This window comes from Erwinia sp. E_sp_B01_1, assembly GCF_036865545.1.
Taxonomy (GTDB): domain Bacteria; phylum Pseudomonadota; class Gammaproteobacteria; order Enterobacterales; family Enterobacteriaceae; genus Erwinia.
In genome coordinates this window covers 1430192-1456189 of sequence record NZ_CP142208.1, presented here as the reverse complement: position 1 = coordinate 1456189, position 25998 = coordinate 1430192, and the positions used below count along the sequence as shown (strand labels likewise).

Here is a 25998-nt window from a genome sequence, read left to right as displayed (position 1 = left end):
AAATGACCCTACAGACCTCTACCCACAAAATTTTCTCCGAAAAATTCGGCTACGACGCTGACCATACTATCCAGGCTCCGGGCCGCGTAAACCTGATCGGTGAACACACCGATTACAACGACGGTTTCGTTCTGCCCTGCGCGATCGATTATCAGACGGTGATCGCCTGCGCTAAACGTGACGATCGCCAGGTGCGCGTTATCGCCGCAGATTACGATAATCAGCAGGATATCTTCTCGCTGGACGAAGCTATAGAGCCGCTGGAAGATCAGATGTGGTCCAACTACGTTCGTGGCGTGGTGAAACACCTGCTGAAAAGAGATAAAAATTTCGGCGGCGTGGATATGGTGATCGCCGGTAACGTTCCGCAGGGGGCGGGCCTCAGCTCTTCGGCCTCGCTGGAAGTTGCTGTAGGCACCGTTTTCCAGCAGCTCTATGGGCTGGCGCTGGACGGTGCTGACATTGCGGTGAACGGTCAGGAAGCAGAGAACCAGTTCGTGGGCTGTAACTGCGGGATTATGGATCAGCTGATCTCCGCGCTCGGCAAAAAAGATCACGCCATGCTGCTGGACTGCCGCACGCTGGGCACGCGTCCGGTTCCAATGCCGGAAGATATCGCGGTGGTGATCATCAACACCAACTTCCGTCGCAGCCTGGTGGGCAGCGAGTACAACGTTCGTCGTGAGCAGTGTGAAGCGGGTGCGAAATTCTTTGGCAAGACCTCGCTGCGTGACGTTGAACTGGCACAGTTTAACGAAGCGGAAGCCAGCCTTGAGCCCATCGTTGCCAAACGCGTGCGCCACGTGCTGACCGAAAATGCCCGTACGCTGGAAGCGGCCGATGTACTGGCCAAAGGCGATTTAGCGCGGATGGCCGTGCTGATGGCTGAATCCCATGCCTCTATGCGTGATGATTTTGAAATCACCGTACCGCCTGTTGATACCCTGGTTGAGATCGTCAAAGCGACGCTGGGCGATCGTGGCGGCGTGCGCATGACCGGTGGCGGCTTTGGCGGCTGCGTCGTGGCGCTGATGCCGCTGGATCTGGTGGATGAGGTGAAAGCCGCCGTGGCAGAACAGTACGAAGCAAAATCCGGCATTAAAGAGACCTTCTACGTTTGTAAAGCCTCTGAGGGAGCCGGCTTATGCTGACAGAACACACTTCTCTTGCACCTGATGGCCTGCCGTGGCACATCACCACGCTGCGCAATGCTGGCGGCATGGTAGTGACCTTTATGGACTGGGGGGCAACCTGGCTTTCAGCCCGCGTGCCGATGAAGGATGGCCGCGTGCGCGAAGCCCTGCTGGGCTGTGCAACGCCTTCGGATTACCTGCATCAGACGGCTTATCTGGGTGCTACCGTAGGCCGCTATGCCAATCGCATCGGCCACTCTGCCTTCAGCATTGATGGCCAGCGCTATACGCTGGCAGCCAATCAGGGCCCCCATCAGCTGCACGGCGGGCCCGAAGGTTTCAACAACCGCCGCTGGCAGATTGTGCGTCAGGCAGAGCAGGAAGTAGAGTACCAACTGGACTCGCCGGAGGGTGACCAGGGGTATCCTGGCAACCTGCTGGCTACCCTACTCTACCGCCTGGAAGATGATAATACGCTGACCATTCAGTATCACGCGACGGTGGATAAAACCTGCCCGGTGAACCTGACCAACCATGCCTATTTTAATCTGGATGCTCAGCACGGCGATGCACGCGGGCACAAATTACAGCTGAATGCAGAACGCTATCTGCCTGTAGACAGTGACGGCATCCCGAATGCGGATTTGAAAGCCGTAGCCGGAACCAGCTTTGACTTCCGTCAGCCAAAAACCGTGTCTCAGGACTTTTTGCAGGATGAAGATCAACGAGCCGTGAAGGGTTACGATCACGCTTTCCTGCTCAGCGGCCAGGATCAGGCGCAGCCCGCCGCAGAACTCTGGTCTGCCGATGGTCAGTTGAAACTCAGCGTCTTTACCTCCGCGCCCGCTTTGCAATTCTATTCAGGCAATTATCTGCAAGGTACCCCGGCTCGCGAGCAGGGCGTCTATACTGCCTTTCAGGGGATTGCACTGGAGAGTGAGTTTCTACCCGACTCACCGAATCACCCGGAGTGGCCGCAGCCAGACTGCCGGATCAAGCCAGGTGAAACGTATCAGTCAGTCACGCGCTATCGCCTGACGGCGGTTTGATACAGCGCATGAAAAACGCGCATCGGCGTCGCCTCAGGCTTACGCCGTGCGCAGATTTCCGTTATGGTAATGAGCTGTAAAAATTGCCCCAGGATGTTCAGGCAATTTACGGTTACCATTATCATAGAAACGTCAGATTATTAAGGAGTTAAGCTATGGCTGTAACTAAGCTGGTTCTGGTACGTCACGGCGAAAGCCAGTGGAATAATGAAAACCGCTTTACCGGCTGGTACGATGTTGACCTGTCCGATAAAGGCCGTACCGAAGCGAAAGCAGCAGGTCAGCTGCTGAAAAATGAAGGCTTTACCTTCGATTTCGCTTACACCTCCGTGCTGAAACGTGCCATTCACACTCTGTGGAACATCCTGGACGAAGTGGATCAGGCCTGGCTGCCGGTTGAAAAATCCTGGCGTCTGAACGAGCGCCACTACGGTGCGCTGCAGGGTCTGGATAAAGCTGAAACCGCCGCCAAATATGGCGACGAGCAGGTTAAACAGTGGCGTCGTGGCTTCGCGGTAACTCCGCCAGAGCTGGATCGTGCTGATGAGCGTTTCCCAGGCCATGACCCACGTTATGCAGGCCTGAGCGCTGAGCAGCTGCCAACCACTGAAAGCCTGGCACTGACCATCGACCGCGTGCTGCCTTACTGGAATGAATCTATCCTGCCACGCATGAAAAGCGGCGAGAAAGTGATCATTGCTGCCCACGGTAACTCCCTGCGTGCGCTGGTGAAATACCTGGACAACATGAGTGAAGAAGAGATCCTTGAACTGAACATCCCAACTGGCGTGCCGCTGGTGTATGAGTTCGATGAAAACTTCAAACCGATCAAACACTACTATCTGGGCAATGCCGACGAAATCGCAGCGAAAGCCGCTGCCGTGGCAAACCAGGGTAAGGCGAAGTAACAGCGCTTATCCTGCGGGAAAATCGTGGTTAATAAGCATAAAAAATCCGCCATCTGGCGGATTTTTTTTCGGCATAAGCGGCTTGATGGATGTAAACGGCTTAACTACCTGGCGGGCTTAACCCGCTGGCTTACTTAACCGTTTTAACCCGCTTAACCGGCTTAACCGTTTTAACGGGCTCAACCGCGACGGGCTTTTACCGCACCGGCTAACTGACGAAGCACTTTCTCGGTGTCTTCCCAGCCAATACAGGCATCGGTCACGCTCTGGCCGTAAACCAGCGGCTCACCGCTTTCCAGATTCTGATTGCCTTCCACCAGGTGGCTTTCAATCATCACGCCGATAATCGCATTTTCACCCCCCGCGATTTGCTGTGCCACGTCATCAGACACCACCAGCTGCTTCTGGAACTGCTTGCTGCTGTTGGCATGGCTGAAGTCGATCATTACCTGCGCATCCAGACCGGCTTTCTCCAGGCCTGATTTCACCGCATTAACGTGATGTGCGCTGTAATTGGGCTCTTTACCGCCACGCAGGATGATATGGCAGTCACCGTTACCGCTGGTTTCCACAATAGCGGAATGACCATATTTGGTGACGGAGAGGAAGCAATGCGGTGCGCTGGCAGCATTGATGGCATCGATAGCCACTTTAATGGTGCCATCCGTGCCGTTTTTGAAGCCCACCGGGCAGGAGAGACCGGATGAGAGTTCGCGGTGCACCTGAGACTCAGTGGTCCGGGCGCCAATCGCTCCCCAGCTCATCAAATCGGCCACATACTGCGGGGTGATCATATCCAGAAACTCACCTGCAGCCGGTAAGCCAGTGTCATTGATATCCACCAGCAGCTTACGGGCAATGCGCAGGCCATCGTTGATCTGGAAGCTGCCATCCATATGTGGATCGTTGATCAGTCCTTTCCAGCCAACCGTGGTACGGGGTTTCTCAAAATAGACACGCATGACCACTTCAAGGGAATCGCTAAGCTCTTCACGCAGCGTCAGCAGGCGTGCAGCATATTCTTTTGCCGCTTCCGTGTCATGAATTGAGCAGGGACCGATCACCACTAATAAACGATCGTCGCTCTTGTTAAGAATATTATGAATAGCCTGACGTGCATGGGAAACGGTTTTAGCCGCCATGTCCGTGGCAGGATACTTTTCAAGCAGGGCTACAGGAGGTAGAAGTTCTTTTATCTCTTTGATTCTTAGGTCATCATTCTGATAATTCATAATATTTCCAGTATTTTACAGGCCGTTCTGCACATCGGGCGCATCAGGCTCAATTTATCGCGTGAGCTCTGTGCTGTAAATCGAATTTGGACACTTAATTGCCGTACTGAGTTGCCGTTTCGCCGATCTTTACTACACTTGTTCCTGTGAATACTTAAAAAAACGCATACAGATCGCCGGGCTGATCTGAGCGGAATGCTATTTCGCTTTATACGGTAATTTATTCAAACCGCATTTTATCGGGGTTTGGTATGACAATATTCGTAATTTAACGGAGCATAATGATGAATAAGTTTGCAATCGTATTTCTGACAGCAGCAATGACCCTGGGTAGCGGCGCAGCTATGGCGGCTCAAAGCAACAATGGTACCTCTAATCAGGCGGCGGATGCCGGTGCTGTGGCGGGCGGAGCTAAAGAGAAACTTGCTCCAAATAACGTCAGTAACGACAAAATTAATAATACTGGTGATGCCACCAGCACGCACGACTCCATGAAGTCACATAAAAAAATGACGGCTAACGAAATCGATCAGAATACTCAGTGCAAAGACGGTAAATGCCCTGATATCAACAAAAAAGTGGGACCAGGTGCAGATACCAAAACAGACGGCACCACGCAGTAACAGTCCTGCATGAGTCTGAGGAGAGCGAAAGCTCTCCTTTTTTGTGCTTCTTTGCTTCACCCTGCCATTAGGCTATCCTTGAACGCTCTGATTTCCCACGGGTAAATTCATGGTTAAGCTGCTGCTGATTGACGATCACCCGCTGGTGCAGGTCGCTCTGGAAGCGGCCCTGAACCGTGCGCCCTTCCCCATCACGCTGCTGTCAGCAGAAGAGGAGAGTTCCGCCCGGCATCTGCTCGCCAGCGAGGCTGTGGATGTGGTGGTGCTGGATATCGGCCTGCCTGACAGTGACGGTTTGCAATTCCTGAAATATATCCGTCGTCATTTCCCTGAGCTTCCCGTCATTATCTACTCCGCGCAGGAAGAGCGCCTCTATCAACGTCTGGCAGAAGCCGCAGGGGCATCGGGCTATGTCGCCAAACGCCAGCCCGTGCCTCAGCTTCTTTCCGCTATTCTTGCCGTGCTGGGTGGCCAGCAGGTGTTCGCTCACGCCGGTGAAGAGAGCACTGAAAGCCTGCTGACGGCTAAAGAGCAGCAAATCCTCGCGTTGCTGGCACGGGGGCTGTCAAACCTGCAAATCGCCGAACAGCTTAATATCAGTAACAAAACCGTCAGCACCCATAAAAAAAATATCATGGAAAAAACCGGCGCCACTTCCGTCGTGGAACTGGCCGGGCTGTGGAAATCACAACGGTGAAAACCCGCGTTCTGGGACTTTTTCTCCTGCTGTTTTGCCTGCAGGCGGGTGCGGTACTGAGACCGGTAAGCAGCGTGATGCTGCCTCAGGAGATGATGCCGCTTGAACACTCCTCCCCCTGGCAGGAGAAGCCTCTGCGGGTGGGAATTCTGCGGGACAACAGCACGCCCTGGAATATGGTGGTAGGGCGGGATTTATACGGCATCAATGCGGACTATCTGGTGGCGCTTTCGCAGACCACAGGCATGAAGTTTCAGGTTGAGGCGTATCCGGACTGGCAGGCTCTGCGCGAGGCGCTGAAAAAAGGTCAGCTCGATATTCTGTTCGGCGTTCCTCAGCACGCTCTGGAGCCAGAGATGAGCGCTACCCAGCCCTGGTTCACCAGTCCGCTGCGCATCTACCGCAGCCGCGAGAACCTGCGTCCGGTCATGTTTAACTCCGGAGAGGCGCGTATCACGGTCAGCCGCGCCACTTTAGCCCTGATCGATACCGGATTTGTCCGGCGGCATCACTGGCAGGTGGTGGATAACGATCTCCAGGCGCTCTATGCGCTGCTGGATAATCGCAGTGACTATGTGGTGGCGGATGAAACCAGCGCAGGATTTCTGCTCAGCCAGCTTCAGCAGGGTCAGATTTATCAGCTCGCTTCGCCCCTGAATCCCGGTGAGCTACGGTTGCAGGCAATGACAGCCGATCCCCAACTCACCCATCAACTCGACAGCGCTATCCGCCAGCTACCGATGGACGTAGTGAATGGCATTCAGGGCCGCTGGAGTAGTCAGCTCCCCCGCTACCAGGATACCAACACCGCACACCTGACCCCGATGGAGCAAAGCTGGGTGCAGCAGCATCCCGTCGTCACTTATGCCGCCATCAGTGACGATTACCCCTGGAGCTATCGCGCTGCCAATGGTCAGCCCAGAGGATACAGCGTGGAGCTGCTGAATATCATTGGTCAGAATACCGGACTGCGTTTTCAGCCCTGGTGGGTAAGCAATGCGCAACAGGCCCAGGCCCTTGTCGATCAGGGCCGTGCGATGGTTCAGCTTACCGTGCCACTGACCGGCGATGATGCGATGCGCACCAATACCCTGCCTGTCTGGCGTGCATTATGGGGCGTCTATGTCGGCCAGATGTCGCAACCTGTCACAGGCTGGCAGCAGCTGAAAGGCCGTAAAGTGGGGGTCCGGCGCGGTGATATTGCCCGACAGCTCCTCCCTGCTGATGTCATCCCGGTCACTTTTGACGAGAATAAAAGCCTGTATGACGCCCTGGCTAACGGCCAGATTGATGCGCTGGCAGACAATGTTATTTCTGCCCGCTGGCTGGTTCAGTCGCGCTACAGCGATTCGTTGCGGCTGGCTTTTGCGGCCAGTGATGCTGCCTGGCCGATCACCCTGGGGGTCAGCCCTTCTTATCCGCTGTTGAGGACGCTGCTTAACAGCAGTCTGCAGCAGATTCCCGCCGATACCCAGCAGCGTATGCGCGAAAACTGGAGCAATAACAGCTCGGTTCAGGCCGGAGAAAGCGCAAATCAGATGCGGCCAGTCTCGCTTTTTGTGCTGATTGCCGCGCTGTTTGCCATTCTCTTTTTGCTGCTGCTACTGGTGCGTCGTTATCTGGAACAGCGTCGGGAGCGTCTGCAGCGCCGCCAGCTGGAGCTGGAAAGAGAAGAAGCTAACCGGGCCAACCAGATGAAAAGTCAGTTTCTGGCGACCGTCAGCCATGAATTACGTACGCCAATGCAGGCCATTCTGGGCCTGCTGGAAGTTGAGGTTTCCCGCCAGCCGGAGGCGAAAAACCTGACCGTGATCCACAACAGCGCCTCTGCATTGCTGACGCTGCTCAATGACCTGCAGGATCATGCCAAACTGGAGAACAACAGCTTTACGCTGGTTCCCCGGCCCCTTGACCCGGCAAAATGGCTCAGCCGTCTTGCGGATTTCTATCATCCGCTGATGCGCCACAACGGCCCGGCGTTCCGCGTGGAAGCGATCCCGCCTTTGCCGCCGCAGATCCTGATTGACGGGCAGCGATTACAGCAGATAGCCCATAACCTGATCGGCAACGCCATTAAGTTCACCCGGCAGGGAGAAATTCTTGTAACTCTGGCTGCCGATCTTCAGGCGGACCAGCTGATTTTTTGCGTGACCGACAGCGGTAGCGGCATTCCATTAGCGGAGCAGAGCAGACTGTTTGAACCCTGGTATCAGACACCCTCCGGACGCCAGTTTTCCGTGCAGGGAAGCGGACTAGGCCTCTCAATCTGCAAAGAGATTGTGGCCCGGATGAAGGGAGAAATTCACCTCGACTCCACACCTCAGGTCGGCACCACGCTGAAGGTCACTCTTCCACTGCAAAGGGTGACCCCGGACCTCCAGCCGGAACCGGCTCCGGTCTTATCCAGCCAGCCGGTCAGCAAATTACGGGTGGCGGTGACCGATGACCATCCCACCAACCTGCTGGTGATGCAGCAGCAGCTGGCATGGTTTGGTCTGGAAGCTGACTGCTATCCCGATGGCAAAGCCCTGCTGGCTTCCGCGACCTCTTATGACCTGCTGTTTATTGATTACAGTATGCCGCATCCCGATGGCCTGACCCTGGCCAAAATTATCCGCCGCCGGGAGCGTCATGGAGCACATCGCAGCCGTATTGTGATGTGCTCGGCGGATGCCGATATTCTTGCCAAGCCGCAGGTTCAGGCGCTGACGGATAAAGTGCTGCTCAAGCCGGTGACGCTGCGTGAAATCGAGCCGCTGCTTGCCCCCTCCCGGCACCCGTTTTTGATCGGCTCGCAACACGTCTCTGGCAACTGGCCGGTGAGGACCGGACGTTTTTCACTAAACTGCTGCAAACCCTGAAACAGACGTTACAGGAAGACAGCCGCCGGCTTAGCGTCGCACTTGCTGAAGAGGCGTGGGAAAGGGCTGAAAAAGCGGCTCACCGCCTGAAAGGAAGCTGGCAGATGCTGGGCTACAGCGAAGCCGAAAACCTTACCCAGCGCATTATTGAGCAAATCAGGACAAGGCAACGGCCTGACGGGCTGAATTTATTGATATCATTAACAGAAAATCTACTCACTGAACTGGAATCTTATGGCGCACACTCATTCTGAGGGCACGGGCAACCGTACCCGCCTGCTGGCCGCTTTCCTGGTCACCGCTCTGTTTATGGTCGCCGAGATTGCCGGGGGCTTGCTCTCCGGCTCGCTGGCATTGCTGGCAGACGCAGGCCACATGCTGACCGACGCCGCAGCGTTACTGATGGCGCTGCTGGCGGTGCAATTTGCCCAGCGTAAACCCAATGCCCGCCACACTTTCGGACTGCTACGGCTCACAACCCTGGCCGCGTTTGTGAATGCGATTGCGCTGGTGGTGATCACCTTTTTAATCGTCTGGGAGGCGGTCATCCGCTTCCGGCATCCTGAGCCGGTCGCCAGTGGAATGATGCTGACGATTGCGGTGGCGGGCTTGCTGGCTAACCTGCTTTCATTCTGGCTTTTGCACCGGGGCAGTGAAGAGAAGAATCTGAATGTCCGCGCGGCGGCGCTGCATGTGCTGGGGGATCTGCTCGGCTCGGTGGGTGCCATCGTCGCCGCATTGATCATTATGTTTACCGGCTGGACGCCAGCCGACCCGATTCTGTCAATTCTGGTATCCCTGCTGGTGCTGCGTAGTGCCTGGGCATTGATGAAAGAGAGCGTGCACGAGCTGCTGGAAGGTGCCCCAGCCTCGCTGGACGTGGATAAACTGAAACGCGCGTTAACCCGGGGAGTGCCTGAAATCCGCAATGTGCACCATATCCATCTTTGGCAGGTGGGCGAGAAGCCGGTGATGACGCTGCATGTTCACGTTGTTCCTCCGTACGATCACGATGCCCTGCTGCACCGTATCCATGACTGGCTACACGAACATTATCAGATAGAGCATGCCACGGTGCAGATGGAGTATCAGGGATGTGATGATGGCGACTGCGAGCTTAGCTGGGGAAAAAGCGGGCACCAACATTCTCATGCCCACCACTCCCATTAACGTTTCAGGAGAGCGCCCGTGAACCCTGTTCGCGGGCGCTTTTCATCCACAACCAGCAGCCGTTCAGAGCAATCACCGTCAGGATGACGTACTCCAGCGACATCGCATAGACTCCCTGACGCGCAAAGATCATCACGCTGATGATATTAATCACCACCCACAGCAGCCAGTTCTCAACGTATTTCCGCGTCATCAGGATCATCGCTACTACCGACAACACCATCAGGCAGGAATCCCAGAACGGGAACGCGTCCGGCTGCAACGCCGGCATCGCCACAGAGAGCCCCATGCCCTGCATCAGCGTGACCGCAATCCGGGTCAGCCAGGCAAAGACCGGGTTGATGTACAGAGTCATCAGGGTAATCGATACTACGCAGGCCAGCAGCCAGCCCAGCGCTTTAGGCAGCGTCAGCCAGCGGATATGCAGCGCCTGCTGGTTATCGCTGGTTTGCCTGCTCCACGCATACCAGCCGTAGATGTTGGCCACAAAGAAGAAAAGCTGTAAAAGCAGGCTCGCATAAAGTTGAATCTGAAAGAAAATTACCGCAAACAGCGTGACGTTAATCAGGCCAAATGCATAGTTAACGATTTTTTCCAGGCTGGCGAGCCAGATACAAAGCAGTCCTGCCAGAGTCCCTATAGCTTCAATCCAGGAGAGATCGTAGCCCCCGGTTCCCAAAGGGATGTGAACCAGAATATTCTGCGTGCTGAAAAAATCCATATTGGCACCTAATGTCCTGAGCAAGAGGGTCAGGAGTTACCCTTTTAAACTTGCAGCAAAGGTTAGCATACGGTTCAGCGGGATCAATGCGCCTTCACGTAGTTGCGCATCAACGTGAATTTCATGCTGGCTCCCCCCTGCTCCAGCCCTTCTGCAATGGCTTTAAGGCCATTCATCGCCATCCACGGGCAGTGAGCACAGGTGCGGCAGGTTGCGCCCTCTCCTGCCGTAGGCGCTTCGAGTAATTCCTTGTCCGGACAGGCCTGCTGCATTTTATAAAAGATGCCGCGGTCGGTCGCTACAATCATCTGAGGATTGGGCAGGGTTTTGGCAGCCTGGATCAGCTGGCTGGTCGATCCCACCGCATCAGCCAGATCGACAATAGCCTGAGGCGATTCCGGATGCACCAGCACCGCCGCTTCCGGGTAGAGCGCTTTCATACGTTGCAGCGCCTGAGTTTTGAATTCGTCATGGACGATACATGCGCCCTGCCAGCAGAGAATATCCGCGCCGGTCTGGCGGGTGACGTACTGCCCCAGGTGACGATCCGGTGCCCAGATAATCTTCTCGCCGAGGCTGTCCAGATGCTCAATCAGCTCTACAGCTATACTGGAGGTTACTACCCAGTCTGCCCGTGCTTTCACCGCCGCCGAGGTATTGGCATACACCACTACGGTGCGATCGGGATGCTGGTCGCAGAAGCGGTTGAATTCTTCAATCGGGCAGCCCAAATCCAGCGAGCATTCCGCCTGCAGCGTGGGCATTAAAATGGTTTTTTCCGGGCTGAGGATTTTTGCCGTCTCCCCCATAAAACGAACGCCTGCAACCAGTAATGTGCTGGCAGCATGCTGGCTGCCAAAGCGGGCCATTTCCAGCGAATCCGCCACGCAGCCACCGGTCTCTTCTGCCAGCGCCTGGATTTCCGGATCGGTATAGTAATGAGCGACCATCACCGCGTTACGCTCTTTGAGTAAACGTTTGATTTTGGAGCGATAAAATTCTTTCTCCTGCGCGGACAAACGGGCAGGTTTTGGCGGGAAAGGATAGATAGCGGTTTCGGGATCGAACATCAGGCTCATATCGCGGCTCTCGTTTCTTTAACTTAACCAAATTAGCGGAATCTGCCGCTTGCGTGGCAACATAACCGTCAGTTTGTTTTATATGCTAAACACGATAGCCGAAATAGTCGCCTGTGTCGCTGAGTTTTTCGGGACGATCGCAGGATGTGATGGCGATCACTTCAGAGCAAAATCGCCCTGCTGTTTCATCTCAATATTCAGCAGTAGGGCTTTGGCTTCAAGCCCGCCAGCAAAGCCCGTCAGCTTGCCGTTGGAGCCAATAACCCGATGGCAGGGAGCGATAATAGAGATAGGGTTTTTCCCGTTCGCTGCCCCTACTGCCCGCACCGCTTTAGGGTTACCAATCTCGCGCGCGATATCGGCGTAGCTGCGCGTTTCGCCAAACGGGATCGCCACCAGCGCCTGCCAGACTTTTTTCTGGAATTCGGTGCCGACGAAATCCAGCGTGACGGTGAAACTTGAACGCTGCCCGGCGAAGTATTCGTTTAACTGGCGCTCCGTTTCCACCAGCACCGGATGGGATGGATCTTCTTCAGGTGCCATCTGCCTGACGCGGTTTGGGTTCTCATTTTCCCACAGAATGGCAGCAACGCCCTTGTCGCTGGCTATCAGGGTCAGTACACCCACCGGTGAAGGCATCAGTTTATAGAAATAGCTCATCTGTATTCTCCCTCTGTCACGCCCTGTTGCAGGGACAAGGCTTATTATCCCCAATCAGCCTCGTCATGCCAGCCGTTTCCGGACATCAGGTTAACTAAGTTTGCTGTCCGAAAACGGCTGGCACAGCACATAAATCCGCCTTACTCTGCCAGCATGACCAGTCGACAGGAACAGATTATGATTGATAAAAAATCAGCTTATCGGGCGTTAACCTCCCGCGACGCGCGTTTCGACGGGGTGTTTTACGTGGGCGTCACCTCTACCGGAATCTATTGTCGACCCATCTGCCCGGTCAAACCGCCTCTTCAGAAAAACTGCCTGTTTTTTGACAGCGCCGAAGCGGCAGAAAAAGCGGCTTTTCGCCCCTGCCTGCGCTGCCGTCCTGAACTGGCCCCTGGCAATGCACCTGTCGACAGCAGTCACCGTATTGCTGATTTACTGATCCGGCGTATTGAGGAGGGGTTAACGGAGGATGTCGCCAGTCTTGAAGAGATTGCGGCCCAGTTCTCTTTAAGCTCGCGCCAGCTGCGGCGTATTGTGCAGAAGGAGCTGGGCGTTTCGCCACTTGAACTCAGGCAGACCCGACGCCTGTTGCTGGCTAAACAGCTTCTGACGGAAACGATGCTGTCAGTCACGGATGTGGCTTATGCCAGCGGCTTTGCCAGCCTGAGGCGCTTTAATGAGGTGTTTCACCGTCAGTACCGGATGCCGCCCAGTCGCTTACGCAAAGAGGCACGAGAGCCCGGACACTGGATCGGCAGTGATACCTCCACCCTGCTGCTGAGCTATCGCCCGCCTTTTAACTGGGACGCCCTGCTGGCTTTTCTGCGCCTGCGTGCCATTAAGGGCGTGGAGAGTCTGGATGAGACGAGTTATGCGCGTACCGTGCGTCTGGGGGAGCATACGGGATGGGTCCGGGTGACCCAGGCCGCTGGCAGGCATGGGTTAAGCGTGGAGTTCACGCATTCACTGACGCCGGTTCTTCCTCTTTTGCTGCGCAGATTAAGAAGCCTGTTCGACCTGGATGCCCATCCTGAGATTATCGCTGCGCACCTTGAGCAGGACCCTCTGCTGCAAAGCAGTCTGAACAGGGACGCAGGTTTAAGAGTACCGGGAGCCTTTGACGGTTTTGAGATGGTGGTCCGGGCTGTGCTGGGCCAGCAAATTACGGTGAAGGCCGCCACCACAATTGGTGGACGTTTTGCTCATGCCTTTGGCGAGCCTTTTCAGACCCCCTTCCCTGAACTGACTCATCTCTCACCGGTACCAGCAAAGGTGGCTCTGGCTTCGCTTGATGACGTTGCCAGCCTTGGCATTGTCAGCGCGCGTTCGCGCACATTGCTGGCTGTGGCAGAGGCCTGCGTCAGGGGCGACCTGAGGCTGGATGCCGGTATGCATCCTGAGGAGGCGATAGCCAGCCTGGTTACCCTGCCGGGCATTGGGGACTGGACCGCACACTATATCGCGATGAGAGCCTTGCGCTGGCCGGATGCCTTCCCCGCCGGGGATATTGTGGTAAGAAAAAATCTGGGCGGCATAACGGCAAAAGAGGCAGAGAAGCGCTCTCAGGCCTGGCGTCCGTGGCGCAGTTATGCGGTGATGCATATCTGGAAGAATCTGACGCCTGAGCATTAATATGTGATGAAGGCCTGATACAGGTTCAAATCCTTCACGAATTGCGCATAGCAAAAAGGCGCCTTTAGGGCGCCTTTCTACATTGGTGGGTCGTGCAGGATTCGAACCTGCGACCAATTGATTAAAAGTCAACTGCTCTACCAACTGAGCTAACGACCCGCTTTCGCGGTAATGCTTCAATGCAAGTTGCGGAGAAATGATTCTCTTTAAAAGCTGAATCCTTCACGCTTTACAACGGATACCACGATAAAGTGGTGGGTCGTGCAGGATTCGAACCTGCGACCAATTGATTAAAAGTCAACTGCTCTACCAACTGAGCTAACGACCCGCATCGAGCGGTTACTGCTGCACTACTTATAAAAGTAATGTTTCGAACTTGGTAAATCTTTAAAGTGGTGGGTCGTGCAGGATTCGAACCTGCGACCAATTGATTAAAAGTCAACTGCTCTACCAACTGAGCTAACGACCCACTTTTGCGCTGCCAGAACGTTTTCACATATGTCCCTGCAACGGCGGCATATATTACTGATTTACCGATTCAGCGCAACCACTATTTTCAGATAACCCGTTCAACTGACTACCTTTCGTTCGCTACGACCATAAATACGGCATTATCTGGTCAAAGCTTGTCACTTACAGCGATGCAGCCCGTTTTGCAGCATTTTTCGCAGCATCGGTGTTTGGATAAAGTTTGGACACCTGCTGGTAAACGGCTTTGGCTTTCGCTGTATCGCCCTTCTCCTGCATGATCACCCCAACCTTATACAACGCGTCCGCGCTCTTTGGTGACTTCGGGTAGTTCTTGACCACGGTGGCAAAATAATATGCCGCGTCGTCTTTTTTGCCTTTGTTGTAATTCAACTGACCCAGCCAGTAATTGGCGTTAGGCTGATAGGTTGAATCCGGATATTTCTTCACAAAAGCCTGAAATGCGGCAATCGCCTGCTCGTTCTGTTTTTTCTCCAGAACCAGCGCAACCGCCGCATTGTAGTCGGTATTAGCATCACCGCTCTGTACAGGGGCCGCAGAGGCGCCTGCAGAGGCATTGTTGCCACCGGCAGCATTATCTGCACCCGCACCACCCGCAGCCGCTGCAGCATCACCAGAAGCGCCCTGAGCCTGCGTATTACTGCTGCTCAGCGTGTCGAGCTGCTGATAGAGGTTTTTCTGACGCTCAGTGATTTGATTCAGCTGATACTGATTTTCCTGAATCTGTCCACGGAGTGAGTCGATATCGCGCTGTGTGTCGGAGAGCTGTTGCTGAACTTGCTGAAGAAGTTGCCCCTGAGCATTAGAGATACGCTCAAGAGTCGTGACGCGGTCTTCGACCGAGCCTGAGCCAACGTTACTGATTGACGCCTGGGCATTAGCGGCCCAGGGGGCCGCTACGCCAACCAGTAACGACAGACTCAACAAGTGAAGTCTGAAGTTACTAATCATGTGATTCTCTTAGTATACCAGTACGGCACGACGGTTTTTAGCATACGCTGATTCGTCGTGACCCAGTACAGCTGGCTTCTCTTTACCGTAAGAAACGATAGAGATCTGGTCAGCAGAAACACCTTTACCCTGCAGGTACATTTTAACAGCAGAAGCACGACGTTCGCCCAGGGCGATGTTGTATTCTGGTGTACCGCGCTCATCCGCATGACCTTCGATGGTCACTTTGTATGATGGGTTGTTACGCAGGAAAGTTGCGTGCGCATCCAGCATCTGAGCAAATTCAGACTGGATCTCATACTTGTCCAGACCGAAGTAAACGATGTTGTTTTTCTGCAGTTCCTGCATCTGCAGGCGAGCCTGCTCGTCAGATGACATGTTACCGCTGTTCATGCCGCTGTTTGCGCCATCGCCCATACCGTTACCGTTGGTCTGGTCGTTGTCGTTATTTTTGTGTGAGCTACAAGCAGCCACTGCGATTACTGGCAGTGCCAGCAGTAAGCCTTTCAGCACTTTGTTCAGTTGCATTTCTACAATCCTATTATTGTTAGCCATACATATTTTCATATGCATCACATATACGGCGACCAGGCAGGTGATTTTACCTGTCCATCAGTAGCCGGAAGACGCGCTTTGAAACGCCCATCTGTCGACACCAGCTGCAATACGGAACCCATGCCCTGTGTGGAGCTGTAGATTACCATGATGCCATTGGGTGCGAGGCTTGGCGTTTCATCCAGGAACGTGTCCGTTAATTGCTGAACGGCTCCCGTTACCAGATCCTGTCTGGCGATGTGTTGTGCACCACCGTTGGTGCTCACCATCACCAGAGATTTACCATCAGTGCTGACGTCGGCATTCTGATTCTGAGAACCTTCCCAGGTCAGACGCTGCGCTGAACCGCCGTTAACGCTGATTTTATAAATTTGTGGACGACCAGCCTGATCTGAGGTGTAGGCCAGCGTCTGGCTGTCCGGGAACCAGGTTGGTTCTGTATTGTTATAACGACCGTCGGTAATTTGACGAATCTGACCAGAGGCAAGATCCATCACATACAGATTCATACTGCCGGTTTTTGACAGGGTGAAAGCCAGTTTAGTCCCGTCAGGTGAGAACGATGGGGCACCATTGTGACGAGGGAAAGAGGCCACCTGCTTGATCGCGCCATTAGCCAGCGTCTGGATAACCAGGGCAGACTTACCGCTTTCAAAGGTCACATAAGCCAGTTTGCTACCATCTTTAGACCAGGCCGGAGACATCAGCGGCTGAGGTGAACGGTGCACGGTGTTCTGGTTGTAACCATCGTAATCAGAGACGCGCAGTTCATACGGGAACTGGCCGCCGTTAGTCTGCACGACATAAGCAAGACGGGTACGGAACGCGCCTTTAATACCGGTCAGTTTTTCAAAAGCTTCATCGCTGGCGGTATGGGCCGCGTAACGTAACCACTGCTTAGTCACTTTATACTGGTTTTGTGCCAGCACAGCGCCCGGATTCCCGGAGGTATCCACCAGCTGGTAAGAGACCAGATAGCTGCCATCGGCACCCGGCTGAACTTTACCTACCACTACCGCATCGATCCCCAGCGCGGTCCAGGCAGCAGGCTGCACTTCGGCTGCTGTGGTCGGCTGCTGAGGCAGGCGTGCGCGATCCAGCGGATTAAATTTACCGCTGTTGCGTAAGTCAGCAGCAACGATGCCACCTACATCTTCCGGGGCAGCGCCAGGGCCTTCCCATTTAAACGGCACCACACCGATAGGACGCGCGGTGTTGACGCCCTGGGTGATCTCAATGCGAACTTCTGCATGCGCCACAGCGACAAACAGCAGTAAAAAACTCAGTGCTACACGGAATGCCTGCTTCATCTTCTCTCCCTTACCTGAACGCAATGTCCACGATAACCAGCAATGTTTCAACCAACCAAAAGTGCCTGTATAGAGTACGGCATGTTGACCTTAGTTCAACATGCCGGATGTTACCGAATTCTTATGGCTTGAATTCTAACGTTGCGTCTTTAACTGCCTGGTACACATCTGCGCTTGGCGGCTTAGGGATCCTTGCCATGCGGGCTGCGTTGATTGCAGCCTGACATAGTGCAGGATCGCCACCCGCCTGAACTGCCGAGACTAACAAGCCATCGGGAGCCAGTTTGATGCGAACATCACAGGTTTTGCCTTTGTACAGATCCGAATCATAGAACTTACTCTGGATTGCACCCTGAACCTGGCCCAGATAACTGTCGATGGCCGCACCCGATGCCCCGGCTTTTTTCTGGTTCCCCTGCCCTGCTGCTGCACCACCGGATTTCCCCTGCTTTGGCGCGTTTTTGCCGGAGCTGAGTCCACCCAGTAAATCGTCAACATCGCTGGTTTCTTTAGCCGCGTCAGCCGCAGCTTTTTTCTTGGCATCCGCCGCGGCTTTGGCTTTTGCGGCAGCATCGGCTTTGGCCTTGGCGGCAGCATCCGCTTTCGCTTTAGCGCTGGCCTCTGCTTTGGCTTTCGCCTCTTCAGCGGCCTTTTCTTTCGCTTCCTGAGCCGCTTTCGCGTCCTCGGCGGCCTTAGCCTTAGCGTCAGCAGCGGCTTTGGCTTTTGCATCCGCGGTAGCTTTTACTTTAGCGGCCTCGGCTGCGGCCTGTTTTGCCTCGGCATCAGCTTGTTTCTTCGCTTCAGCAGCGACTTTTTTCGCCTCTGCTTCCGCTTTTTTCTGTGCGTCCGCAGCAGCCTGTTTGGCTTCTGCTTCGGCTTTTTTCTGGGCTTCAGCAGCGGATTTGGCTTGCGCATCAGCCTGAGCTTTGGCGTCAGATTTTGCCTGAGCTTCAGCCTGCGCTTTAGCGTCAGACTTCGCTTTGGCTGCGGCCGCTTCGGCCTGCTTCTGCTCTTCCTGCGCCTGCTTTGCAGCATCCTGCGCTTTCTTCTGCTCCGCTGCCTGCTCGGCGGCCTGCTGCTTCGCATCCTGCTGAGCCTGCAGACGCTCTTTTTCCAGCTCTTTCAGACGCTGCTGCTCGGCGGCCTGCTTCTGCTGAAGCTCTTCTGCCTGCTGTTGCGCCTGCTTTTTACGCTGGTTATCCGCGCGATTGCTGTCGCTTTGCTGATTCTGTTGACGATTATATTGATCCACCACCGCACCAGGGTCGACCATGACGGCATCGATATCGCCTCCGCCACCGCCGCTACTGCTGACGTCGATGTGTTCGTCAAACGAGCTCCAGATCAGCAGCCCAATCAAAATGATATGCAGGATGACTGAAAAGATGATCGCTCGTTTTAACTTAACGTCTTGCTCGGTTGCCTTCGACACTCTCGGTTCCCAAAAACGGTTCGAATGAATTAAATCGGCTGCGTCATTAATCCAACAGACTTAACGCCTGCCTGATGCAGCAAGTTCAGTGCCTTGATGATCTCATCGTAAGGCACATCTTTCGCCCCGCCGATCAGGAACACCGTCTTCGGATTCGCCTCGATACGGCGCTGCGCTTCGGCGACGACTTGCTCAGCCGGAAGCTGCTCCATCCGGTTATGATCGACCACCAGGCTGTACTGCCCCACGCCCGCCACTTCTACAATCACTGGCGGATTATCGTCGCTGGAGACAGTTTTCGAATCTGTTGCGTCCGGCAGGTCAACTTCCACGCTTTGCGTAATGATCGGCGCCGTAGCCATAAAAATCAGCAGCAGCACCAGCAGGACGTCAAGCAGGGGAACAATGTTGATCTCGGACTTCATTTCGCGGCGATTGCCGCGACCACGCCTTATGGCCATACCAACCTCAGCTCTTACTTGGTGCTCTCGCTGGAGAACGCCTGACGATGCAGAATAGCCGTGAACTCTTCCATAAAGTTATCGTAATTCTGTTCCAGCTTGTTTACGCGCAGGTTGAGACGGTTGAAAGCCATAACGGCAGGGATAGCCGCGAACAGACCGATCGCGGTGGCGATCAGCGCTTCTGCGATACCCGGTGCCACCATCTGCAGCGTGGCCTGCTTCACCGCACCCAGGGCGATGAAAGCATGCATGATGCCCCAGACGGTACCAAACAGACCGATATAAGGACTGATCGATCCCACGGTTCCCAGGAAGGGAATATGGTTTTCCAGTGCTTCAAGCTCGCGGTTCATTGAGATGCGCATCGCCCGCGTTGCCCCTTCCACTACCGCTTCAGGTGCGTGGTTGTTGGCACGGTGCAGACGGGCAAACTCTTTAAACCCCGCATAGAATATTTGTTCAGAGCCGCCTAACTCGTCACGACGAGCCTGGCTTTCCTGATACAGGCGAGACAGTTCGATACCTGACCAGAACTTATCTTCAAATGCATCAGCATCACGCCCGGCGGCATTAAGGATGCGCGTGCGTTGAATAATGATTGCCCATGAGGCGATAGAAAAACCAATCAAAATCAACATGATAAGTTTGACCAGAAGGCTAGCCTTCAGGAACAAATCAAGAATGTTCATGTCAGTCACTGCTTGAACTCCGCGACAATAGACTTGGGAAGCGCAATAGGCTTCATTAGATGTGGATTGATGCAGGCGATCAGCACTTCCGCTTCATTCAGCGTCCGTCCTTCTGCATTCACAATACGTTGTGCGAAAGTCATGGTCGTTCTGGTCATACTGAGCACCTCACACTGCACCTCAAGTAAATCATCAAGGCGGGCAGCCGCAAGGTAGTCGACCGTGATCCGACGCACGACAAACGCGACCTGCTGCTCCAGCAAAGCCTGTTGGTTGAAATGGTGCTGGCGCAGCATTTCAGTTCGTGCCCGTTCATAAAAAGCGACATAGCTGGCATGGTAAACCACACCGCCGGCATCGGTATCTTCGTAGTAGACACGGACCGGCCATCGAAACAGCGTTGTACTCACTCTACATCCCGGTAATACGTTAAACGCTGCTACTATACGCAAGAGCATACGCCTTTGGAATGGATTGCCAGAGGGTAGAGAAAATAATTATCGTTGGGAAACAACCGGGAAGAAATAAGGAGAAATCTTAGACGTTTTTTGACAAAACCCGACGAAAAAAGGCTTTTTACTGGCCCTGAAGATCGGGCGGAGAGATTCCCCGCCCGGCCGGCATTATAAATAGAAGAAAAACAGGCCAGCCAGCAACACAAACCAGGCCGGCAGAGGCGAGAAAAAAACCTGCCATCGCCAGTGACGGGGGCGGAAACCCACACCGTGAATCACACCGGTACAGACTGCCCACATCATTAACAATCCCTGCCAGATTTCCAGCGGGCTGCTGTTAGCGGCAAACCGGCGGGGATCCCAGAAGATGCAGCCCGCCAGCCACAACGCCAGCAGCAAAGACAGAGCCCGTAAAGGACTCTTATCCCTCCACTGAAATAGCCGTGAAGTGCCTGTTTCAGTCACGGTTTCACATCGCTGTCTTCAATATGTTCAATAGCCAGTGCTGTTACGATGCCAAAAGCACAAGCCAGTAACGTTCCGAGGATCCAGGCAAAATACCACATGATTCAGCGCCTCATTAATAGAGTGAATGGGTGTTGTTTTCAATCTGCTCTTTGGTCACACGACCGAACATTTTGGCGTAACACCAGGTTGTATAGGCCAGAATGGTCGGCACGAAAATAATCGCGGCAACCGTCATGATTTTCAGCGTCAGCAGGCTGGAAGTGGTGTCCCACATCGTCAGGCTGACAGCCGGTACGGTGCTTGAAGGCATAATGAACGGGAACATCGCCACGCCAGCCGTCAGGATCACACAGGCCAGCGTCAGGGATGAGAAGAGAAATGCCCATGCGCCTTTTTCCAGCCGTGAACAGATAATGGTCATTAACGGCAGCACCACGCCCAGTGCGGGAATTACCCACAGCAGAGGGGTTTGATTAAAGTTCACCAGCCAGGCACCGGCTTCACGCACCACTTCTTTACCCAGAGGGTTAGAAGCCGCATTGTGATCCAGCACGGTGGTCAGCACATAGCCATCAATGCCGTACATCACCCAGACGCCCGCCAGAACGAAACAGATCATCATGACCAGTGAAGAGATCTGAGCCGCCACGCGGGATCGAATGTGCAACTCCCCTACCGTACGCATCTGCAGGTAAGTAGCACCCTGCGTCAGGATCATGGTCAGGCTGACGATACCAGCCAGCAGCGCAAACGGATTCAGGAGCTGGAAGAAGTTACCGGTGTAGAACAGCCGCATGTACTCATCAAGATGGAATGGAACGCCCTGCAACAGGTTGCCGAAGGCCACGCCAATAACCAGCGGCGGTACGAAGCTGCCGATAAAGATCGCCCAGTCCCAGGTGTCACGCCAGCGCTTATCTTCGATCTTCGACCGGTAATCAAAGCCGATAGGACGGAAGAACAGCGAAGCCAGCACCAGAATCATCGCCATATAGAAGCCAGAAAATGCCGCGGCGTACACCGTTGGCCAGGCAGCAAACAACGCTCCGCCAGCGGTGATTAGCCAGACCTGATTCCCATCCCAGTGGGGGGCAATGCTGTTGATCATAATGCGGCGTTCCGTATCGTTACGCCCCAGAATGCGGGTCAGCATGCCTACCCCCATATCAAAGCCATCGGCCACGGCGAATCCGATCAGCAGTACGCCAATCAGGACCCACCAGACGAAGCGCAGCAGTTCATAAGTGATCATTGAAAGACTCCTGTTCTTGCGTCACGGGGAGCATGGCTGGATTGTTCATAGTGGTAGCGGCCGGTTTTCAGGCTGCTTGGCCCCAGACGTGCAAATTTGAACATCAGGTACATTTCAGCCACGAGGAACAGGGTGTACAACCCACAAATCAGGATCATTGAGAACAGCAGATCGCCCACGGTCAGAGAGGAGTTGGCTACCGCAGTCGGCAACACCTCACCAATAGCCCAGGGCTGACGGCCATATTCCGCGACAAACCAGCCCGATTCGATGGCAATCCACGGCAGGGGGATACCGTACAAAGCGCATTTAAGCAGGAAGGTACTTTTACCAATGCGGTTGCGGATCACGGTCCAGAATGCACAGCCAATAATCAGCAGCATCAGGACACCGCTCGCGACCATGATGCGGAAGGAGAAGTACAACGGAGCAACGCGGGGAATGGAATCACTGGTTGCCTGCCTGATCTGCGCTTCGCTGGCGTCTGCAACATTTGGCGTATAACGCTTCAGCAGCAGGCCATAGCCGAGGTCTTTCTTCACATTTTCGAACTCGCTCCGCACCGCAGGATCTTTATTCCCTGAGCGCATCTGCTCCAGCAGGCTGTAAGCCTTCATGCCGTTGCGGATGCGTACTTCATGCTGGCCCATCAGCTCTTTCAGACCGGTAACCTGCTTATCCACCGAGCGGGTGGCAATCAGCCCCAGCGCCCAGGGGATTTGAATCGCATATTTATTTTCCTGCGCTTCCTGATCGGGCAGACCAAATAAAGTGAAGGCTGCCGGAGCAGGCTGAGTTTCCCATTCCGCTTCGATGGCGGCCAGTTTGGTTTTCTGCACGTCGCCAATTTCATAGCCGGACTCATCACCCAGCACGATCACGGAGAGGATCGCCGCCATACCAAAACTGGCTGCAATCGCAAAGGAGCGTTTGGCAAACGCCATGTCGCGCCCGCGCAGCAGATAGTAGGAGCTGATCCCCAGAATGAACATGGCACCACAGGTATAGCCCGCAGCCACGGTATGCACGAATTTCACCTGAGCAACAGGATTCAGAATCAGCTCTGAGAAGCTGACCATTTCCATACGCATGGTTTCAAAGTTGAAATCGGAGGCTACCGGATTCTGCATCCAGCCATTGGCTACCAGGATCCACAGCGCGGAGAGGTTTGATCCTAATGCCACCAGCCAGGTGACCGCCATATGCTGAACTTTGCCTAAGCGGTCCCAGCCAAAGAAGAACAGGCCGACAAAGGTTGACTCAAGGAAGAATGCCATCAGGCCTTCGATGGCCAGAGGTGCGCCGAAGATGTCTCCGACATAGTGAGAATAATAGGACCAGTTAGTTCCGAACTGGAACTCCATAGTCAGCCCGGTAGCCACCCCCAGCGCAAAGTTAATACCAAATAACTTGCCCCAGAATTTGGTCATATCTTTATAAATTTGTTTGCCTGAAAGCACATATACCGTTTCCATGATCGCCAGTAAAAACGCCATACCCAGCGTTAACGGGACAAACAGAAAATGGTACATAGCCGTCAGAGCAAACTGTAAGCGCGACAGTTCGACAATATCAAACATCTTAACTCCTTGCTCCTGACTTGAATGTGTTGACGCAGTTAGAGCGGCCGGCTGGCCGAAAACAGGTCAGTACCAGTATTTTTTTAATTTACAGATCTGCGTTGACGTAATGAATCGATCGACAAACCGACATTAGCGCCAAAAGTTAACAAGTTAGCCAAATTAAACCGACAGAAACGGGCACAGGCGGCCGATGCCGTTATACTCCGCTGAAAGACTTCAATTTTTGATTTTGCATCTGTTTTAATAACTCAGATCAAATTCTTCTGAATATGAGGTGAGACGGCAGTATTGATGCAGAACAATTTAATCGAAAAATGGTTTTTATATCCAGCTATAAGAATTGATATAGCTTGAGGTTTCTTGATCTGAATTAAGGTTTAGAAGTGCGACAATGTGGTAGCTGGGCGGATTTGTTACATGAATGTATTAATTAAAAATAAAATATAGCTAATAAAATAATAATTGCCTCATTAATTTAACCATAAAAAAAGGCCACCCGTCGGTGGCCTTATGGCTGTGTGGTCAGACACAACATTTTACTGAGGCAGAACAGCCTTCACTGCATCGCCAATGTCGGCCAGGCTGCGAACGGTTTTCACACCAGCCGCTTCCAGCGCAGCGAACTTCTCGTCTGCCGTGCCTTTGCCACCTGAAATGATTGCACCAGCATGACCCATACGTTTGCCTTTAGGCGCGGTCACACCAGCGATATAACCCACCACCGGCTTGGTAACGTGATCTTTGATAAAGGCGGCTGCTTCTTCTTCAGCACTGCCCCCGATTTCGCCGATCATCACGATAGCTTCGGTCTGTGGATCTTCCTGGAACAGTTTCAGGATATCGATAAAGTTAGAGCCCGGGATCGGGTCGCCACCGATACCCACACAGGTAGACTGACCGTAGCCAATATCTGTGGTTTGCTTAACAGCTTCATACGTCAGGGTACCAGAACGGGAAACGATACCGATACGGCCTGGCTGATGGATGTGGCCAGGCATGATGCCAATTTTGCACTCGCCCGGGGTGATAACACCTGGGCAGTTCGGGCCAATCATGCGCACGCCAGCTTCATCCAGCTTCACTTTCACGGTCAGCATATCCAGCGTCGGGATGCCTTCAGTAATGGTGATGATCAGTTTGATACCGGCTTCAATCGCTTCCAGGATCCCGTCTTTACAGAACGGAGCAGGAACGTAAATAACGGAGGCCGTAGCACCTGTAGCTTCTACAGCTTCACGCACGGTGTTGAACACTGGCAGACCCAGATGCTCGGTACCGCCTTTGCCTGGGGTAACACCGCCAACCAGCTGCGTGCCATAAGCCAGCGCCTGTTCGGAGTGGAAAGTCCCCTGGCCACCGGTGAAGCCCTGGCAGATTACTTTGGTGTTTTTATCGATCAAAATGGACATTATTTACCCTCCGCTGCGGCAACAACGCGCTGCGCCGCGTCGCTCAGGCTGGTTGCTGCAATGATATTCAAACCGCTGTCTGCCAGTTTCTGTGCACCCAGCTCGGCATTGTTCCCTTCCAGACGTACCACTACCGGTACGTTAACACCCACTTCTGCTACCGCGCCGATGATGCCATCAGCAATCAGGTCACAGCGTACGATGCCGCCGAAGATGTTTACAAATACCGCTTTCACCGCGTCATCAGACAGGATGATTTTAAATGCTTCGGTCACGCGCTCTTTGGTCGCACCGCCGCCAACGTCCAGGAAGTTGGCCGGCTGGCCGCCGCTGAGCTTAACGATGTCCATAGTACCCATCGCCAGGCCTGCGCCGTTAACCATACAGCCGATGTTGCCTTCCAGCGCCACGTAGTTAAGTTCCCACTGTGCAGCATGGGCTTCACGGGAATCTTCCTGGCTTGGATCGCGCATTTCGCGCAGTTCAGGCTGACGGAACAGGGCATTGCCATCGGCGGTCAATTTACCGTCCAGACAGATCAGATCGCCCTGCTTAGTGATCACCAGTGGGTTGATCTCCACCAGCGCCAGATCGCGTTCCAGGAAAAGATTCGCCAGACCCATGAAGATCTTGGTGAACTGACCCACTTGCTTACCGGTCAGGCCCAGTTTAAAGGCCAGTTCGCGGCCCTGATAAGGCTGCGGGCCGGTCAGGGGATCCAGCGCCATTTTGTGGATCAGATGCGGGGTTTCTTCCGCAACTTTCTCAATTTCCACGCCGCCTTCAGTAGAGGCCATAAACACGACGCGACGGGTGCCACGGTCAACCACAGCACCCAGATAGAGTTCCTGATCGATATCAGTAGCCGCTTCAACCAGAATCTGGTTTACAGGCTGGCCATGAGCATCAGTCTGATAGGTGGTCAGGCGCTTGCCCAGCCAGTGTTCGGCGAAAGCACGGATCTCTTCTTTGCTTTTCACCACTTTCACACCGCCCGCTTTGCCGCGGCCTCCGGCATGAACCTGACATTTCACTACCCACGGGCCGGCGCCAATCTTTGAGGCAGCTTCTTCAGCCTGACGTGGAGTGGTGCAGGCATAACCGGTTGGTGCCGGTAAACCATACCGTGCAAACAACTGTTTGGCCTGATATTCGTGTAAGTTCATGATGTTC

Annotated in this window: 25 protein-coding genes, 3 tRNA genes and 1 pseudogene; 9 read left to right on the top strand and 20 right to left on the bottom strand. The window is 54.1% G+C overall.

Annotated features, from left to right (window positions below; all coding sequences use genetic code 11):
* Positions 1-2: 2 nt before the first annotated feature.
* The 3 genes from galK (at position 3) to gpmA (ending at position 3090) form a co-directional block, all read left to right on the top strand.
* Complete coding sequence (galK, locus tag VRC33_RS07155) at positions 3-1151, top strand: galactokinase (protein WP_338562269.1); 1149 nt, start codon at positions 3-5, stop codon at positions 1149-1151.
* Complete coding sequence (galM, locus tag VRC33_RS07150; protein ID WP_338562267.1) at positions 1145-2182, top strand: galactose-1-epimerase; 1038 nt, start codon at positions 1145-1147, stop codon at positions 2180-2182. Before galK ends, galM begins: the two co-directional genes overlap by 7 nt.
* 155 nt (positions 2183-2337) lie before the next feature.
* Entirely contained in the window at positions 2338-3090 is a 753-nt protein-coding gene (gpmA, locus tag VRC33_RS07145) for a 2,3-diphosphoglycerate-dependent phosphoglycerate mutase (RefSeq protein ID WP_338562265.1), read from the top strand.
* A 179-nt stretch (positions 3091-3269) separates the two neighbouring features.
* Here gpmA and aroG read toward each other — a convergent pair whose 3' ends face one another.
* Positions 3270-4322, bottom strand: coding sequence for a 3-deoxy-7-phosphoheptulonate synthase AroG (gene aroG, locus VRC33_RS07140; protein WP_338562263.1), 1053 nt, complete (start codon positions 4320-4322; stop codon positions 3270-3272).
* 281 nt (positions 4323-4603) lie between these two features.
* Here aroG and VRC33_RS07135 point away from each other — a divergent pair, with 281 nt between their 5' ends.
* From VRC33_RS07135 to zitB, 5 genes are all read left to right on the top strand, one after another.
* Positions 4604-4945 carry a YbgS-like family protein gene (locus tag VRC33_RS07135; protein WP_338562260.1) on the top strand — a complete coding sequence of 114 codons (342 nt, stop codon included), beginning with the start codon at positions 4604-4606 and terminating at the stop codon, positions 4943-4945.
* A 109-nt stretch (positions 4946-5054) separates the two neighbouring features.
* Positions 5055-5642, top strand: coding sequence for a response regulator transcription factor (locus VRC33_RS07130; RefSeq protein ID WP_338562258.1), 588 nt, complete (start codon positions 5055-5057; stop codon positions 5640-5642).
* Positions 5624-8503: a transporter substrate-binding domain-containing protein gene (locus VRC33_RS07125; protein ID WP_338562256.1), complete on the top strand. Its 2880-nt coding sequence runs from the start codon at positions 5624-5626 to the stop codon at positions 8501-8503. Before VRC33_RS07130 ends, VRC33_RS07125 begins: the two co-directional genes overlap by 19 nt.
* Positions 8455-8757, top strand: a complete 303-nt coding sequence (locus VRC33_RS07120) for an Hpt domain-containing protein (RefSeq protein WP_338564126.1) — start codon at positions 8455-8457, stop codon at positions 8755-8757. The genes VRC33_RS07125 and VRC33_RS07120 overlap by 49 nt, the downstream gene beginning before the upstream one ends.
* On the top strand, positions 8738-9673 hold the full coding sequence (gene zitB / locus VRC33_RS07115; protein WP_338562254.1) for a CDF family zinc transporter ZitB: 936 nt from the start codon (positions 8738-8740) through the stop codon (positions 9671-9673). The genes VRC33_RS07120 and zitB overlap by 20 nt, the downstream gene beginning before the upstream one ends.
* A gap of 4 nt (positions 9674-9677) precedes the next feature.
* Here the strand turns inward: zitB and pnuC are convergent, their stop codons facing one another.
* The 3 genes and pseudogenes from pnuC to VRC33_RS07100 form a co-directional block, all read right to left on the bottom strand.
* Complete coding sequence (gene pnuC, locus VRC33_RS07110; protein ID WP_338562252.1) at positions 9678-10394, bottom strand: nicotinamide riboside transporter PnuC; 717 nt, start codon at positions 10392-10394, stop codon at positions 9678-9680.
* Positions 10395-10430: 36 nt separating this feature from the next.
* Positions 10431-11473 (bottom strand): annotated as a pseudogene (gene nadA / locus VRC33_RS07105) (quinolinate synthase NadA).
* 156 nt (positions 11474-11629) lie between these two features.
* A complete protein-coding gene (locus VRC33_RS07100; RefSeq protein ID WP_338562250.1) occupies positions 11630-12133 on the bottom strand; it encodes a methylated-DNA--[protein]-cysteine S-methyltransferase in 504 nt (167 codons plus the stop codon).
* 177 nt (positions 12134-12310) lie between these two features.
* Between VRC33_RS07100 and VRC33_RS07095 the strand changes: the two genes are divergently transcribed.
* The gene (locus tag VRC33_RS07095; RefSeq protein WP_338562248.1) at positions 12311-13768 is read left to right on the top strand and encodes a DNA-3-methyladenine glycosylase 2 family protein; all 1458 of its coding nucleotides are present in this window, start codon (positions 12311-12313) and stop codon (positions 13766-13768) included.
* 83 nt (positions 13769-13851) lie between these two features.
* Here VRC33_RS07095 and VRC33_RS07090 read toward each other — a convergent pair.
* From VRC33_RS07090 to sucC, 16 genes are all read right to left on the bottom strand, one after another.
* Positions 13852-13927: transfer RNA gene (locus tag VRC33_RS07090), tRNA-Lys, on the bottom strand.
* A 93-nt stretch (positions 13928-14020) separates the two neighbouring features.
* A tRNA-Lys gene (locus tag VRC33_RS07085) sits at positions 14021-14096 on the bottom strand.
* Positions 14097-14161: 65 nt separating this feature from the next.
* Positions 14162-14237 (bottom strand) — tRNA-Lys (locus tag VRC33_RS07080).
* A gap of 164 nt (positions 14238-14401) precedes the next feature.
* Positions 14402-15208 (bottom strand): cell division protein CpoB, encoded by an 807-nt coding sequence (gene cpoB / locus VRC33_RS07075; protein ID WP_338562246.1) that lies wholly within the window; start codon positions 15206-15208, stop codon positions 14402-14404.
* A gap of 9 nt (positions 15209-15217) precedes the next feature.
* Positions 15218-15736: a peptidoglycan-associated lipoprotein Pal gene (gene pal / locus VRC33_RS07070; RefSeq protein WP_338564122.1), complete on the bottom strand. Its 519-nt coding sequence runs from the start codon at positions 15734-15736 to the stop codon at positions 15218-15220.
* 44 nt (positions 15737-15780) lie between these two features.
* On the bottom strand, positions 15781-17073 hold the full coding sequence (tolB, locus tag VRC33_RS07065; RefSeq protein WP_338562244.1) for a Tol-Pal system beta propeller repeat protein TolB: 1293 nt from the start codon (positions 17071-17073) through the stop codon (positions 15781-15783).
* A gap of 121 nt (positions 17074-17194) precedes the next feature.
* On the bottom strand, positions 17195-18505 hold the full coding sequence (gene tolA, locus VRC33_RS07060; protein ID WP_338562242.1) for a cell envelope integrity protein TolA: 1311 nt from the start codon (positions 18503-18505) through the stop codon (positions 17195-17197).
* A gap of 29 nt (positions 18506-18534) precedes the next feature.
* Entirely contained in the window at positions 18535-18966 is a 432-nt protein-coding gene (gene tolR / locus VRC33_RS07055) for a colicin uptake protein TolR (protein ID WP_338562240.1), read from the bottom strand.
* A gap of 14 nt (positions 18967-18980) precedes the next feature.
* Entirely contained in the window at positions 18981-19658 is a 678-nt protein-coding gene (gene tolQ, locus VRC33_RS07050; RefSeq protein ID WP_338562238.1) for a Tol-Pal system protein TolQ, read from the bottom strand.
* Between the two features lie 5 nt (positions 19659-19663).
* Positions 19664-20068, bottom strand: a complete 405-nt coding sequence (ybgC, locus tag VRC33_RS07045) for a tol-pal system-associated acyl-CoA thioesterase (RefSeq protein WP_306206918.1) — start codon at positions 20066-20068, stop codon at positions 19664-19666.
* Positions 20069-20281: 213 nt separating this feature from the next.
* Positions 20282-20578 (bottom strand): cyd operon protein YbgE, encoded by a 297-nt coding sequence (gene ybgE, locus VRC33_RS07040; RefSeq protein WP_338564750.1) that lies wholly within the window; start codon positions 20576-20578, stop codon positions 20282-20284.
* Positions 20575-20679: a cytochrome bd-I oxidase subunit CydX gene (gene cydX / locus VRC33_RS07035; RefSeq protein WP_338562232.1), complete on the bottom strand. Its 105-nt coding sequence runs from the start codon at positions 20677-20679 to the stop codon at positions 20575-20577. Before cydX ends, ybgE begins: the two co-directional genes overlap by 4 nt.
* A gap of 14 nt (positions 20680-20693) precedes the next feature.
* Positions 20694-21833: a cytochrome d ubiquinol oxidase subunit II gene (gene cydB, locus VRC33_RS07030; protein ID WP_338562228.1), complete on the bottom strand. Its 1140-nt coding sequence runs from the start codon at positions 21831-21833 to the stop codon at positions 20694-20696.
* A complete protein-coding gene (gene cydA / locus VRC33_RS07025) occupies positions 21830-23413 on the bottom strand; it encodes a cytochrome ubiquinol oxidase subunit I (RefSeq protein ID WP_338562226.1) in 1584 nt (527 codons plus the stop codon). Before cydA ends, cydB begins: the two co-directional genes overlap by 4 nt.
* A 539-nt stretch (positions 23414-23952) precedes the next feature.
* Positions 23953-24825 (bottom strand): succinate--CoA ligase subunit alpha, encoded by an 873-nt coding sequence (gene sucD, locus VRC33_RS07020; RefSeq protein WP_338562224.1) that lies wholly within the window; start codon positions 24823-24825, stop codon positions 23953-23955.
* Positions 24825-25991 (bottom strand): ADP-forming succinate--CoA ligase subunit beta, encoded by a 1167-nt coding sequence (sucC, locus tag VRC33_RS07015; RefSeq protein ID WP_338562222.1) that lies wholly within the window; start codon positions 25989-25991, stop codon positions 24825-24827. Before sucC ends, sucD begins: the two co-directional genes overlap by 1 nt.
* Between the last annotated feature and the right edge of the window lie 7 nt (positions 25992-25998).

Excerpts from the sequence above, each read along its gene's own strand:
- galK (WP_338562269.1), top strand. The coding sequence starts at position 3 with ATGACCCTACAGACCTCTACCCACAAAATTTTCTCCGAAAAATTCGGC.
- galM (WP_338562267.1), top strand. The coding sequence starts at position 1,145 with ATGCTGACAGAACACACTTCTCTTGCACCTGATGGCCTGCCGTGGCAC.
- gpmA (WP_338562265.1), top strand. The coding sequence starts at position 2,338 with ATGGCTGTAACTAAGCTGGTTCTGGTACGTCACGGCGAAAGCCAGTGG.
- aroG (WP_338562263.1), bottom strand. The coding sequence starts at position 4,322 with ATGAATTATCAGAATGATGACCTAAGAATCAAAGAGATAAAAGAACTT.
- VRC33_RS07135 (WP_338562260.1), top strand. The coding sequence starts at position 4,604 with ATGATGAATAAGTTTGCAATCGTATTTCTGACAGCAGCAATGACCCTG.
- VRC33_RS07130 (WP_338562258.1), top strand. The coding sequence starts at position 5,055 with ATGGTTAAGCTGCTGCTGATTGACGATCACCCGCTGGTGCAGGTCGCT.
- zitB (WP_338562254.1), top strand. The coding sequence starts at position 8,738 with ATGGCGCACACTCATTCTGAGGGCACGGGCAACCGTACCCGCCTGCTG.
- pnuC (WP_338562252.1), bottom strand. The coding sequence starts at position 10,394 with ATGGATTTTTTCAGCACGCAGAATATTCTGGTTCACATCCCTTTGGGA.
- VRC33_RS07100 (WP_338562250.1), bottom strand. The coding sequence starts at position 12,133 with ATGAGCTATTTCTATAAACTGATGCCTTCACCGGTGGGTGTACTGACC.
- VRC33_RS07095 (WP_338562248.1), top strand. The coding sequence starts at position 12,311 with ATGATTGATAAAAAATCAGCTTATCGGGCGTTAACCTCCCGCGACGCG.
- cpoB (WP_338562246.1), bottom strand. The coding sequence starts at position 15,208 with ATGATTAGTAACTTCAGACTTCACTTGTTGAGTCTGTCGTTACTGGTT.
- pal (WP_338564122.1), bottom strand. The coding sequence starts at position 15,736 with ATGCAACTGAACAAAGTGCTGAAAGGCTTACTGCTGGCACTGCCAGTA.
- tolB (WP_338562244.1), bottom strand. The coding sequence starts at position 17,073 with ATGAAGCAGGCATTCCGTGTAGCACTGAGTTTTTTACTGCTGTTTGTC.
- tolR (WP_338562240.1), bottom strand. The coding sequence starts at position 18,966 with ATGGCCATAAGGCGTGGTCGCGGCAATCGCCGCGAAATGAAGTCCGAG.
- tolQ (WP_338562238.1), bottom strand. The coding sequence starts at position 19,658 with ATGAACATTCTTGATTTGTTCCTGAAGGCTAGCCTTCTGGTCAAACTT.
- cydX (WP_338562232.1), bottom strand. The coding sequence starts at position 20,679 with ATGTGGTATTTTGCCTGGATCCTCGGAACGTTACTGGCTTGTGCTTTT.
- cydB (WP_338562228.1), bottom strand. The coding sequence starts at position 21,833 with ATGATCACTTATGAACTGCTGCGCTTCGTCTGGTGGGTCCTGATTGGC.
- cydA (WP_338562226.1), bottom strand. The coding sequence starts at position 23,413 with ATGTTTGATATTGTCGAACTGTCGCGCTTACAGTTTGCTCTGACGGCT.
- sucD (WP_338562224.1), bottom strand. The coding sequence starts at position 24,825 with ATGTCCATTTTGATCGATAAAAACACCAAAGTAATCTGCCAGGGCTTC.
- sucC (WP_338562222.1), bottom strand. The coding sequence starts at position 25,991 with ATGAACTTACACGAATATCAGGCCAAACAGTTGTTTGCACGGTATGGT.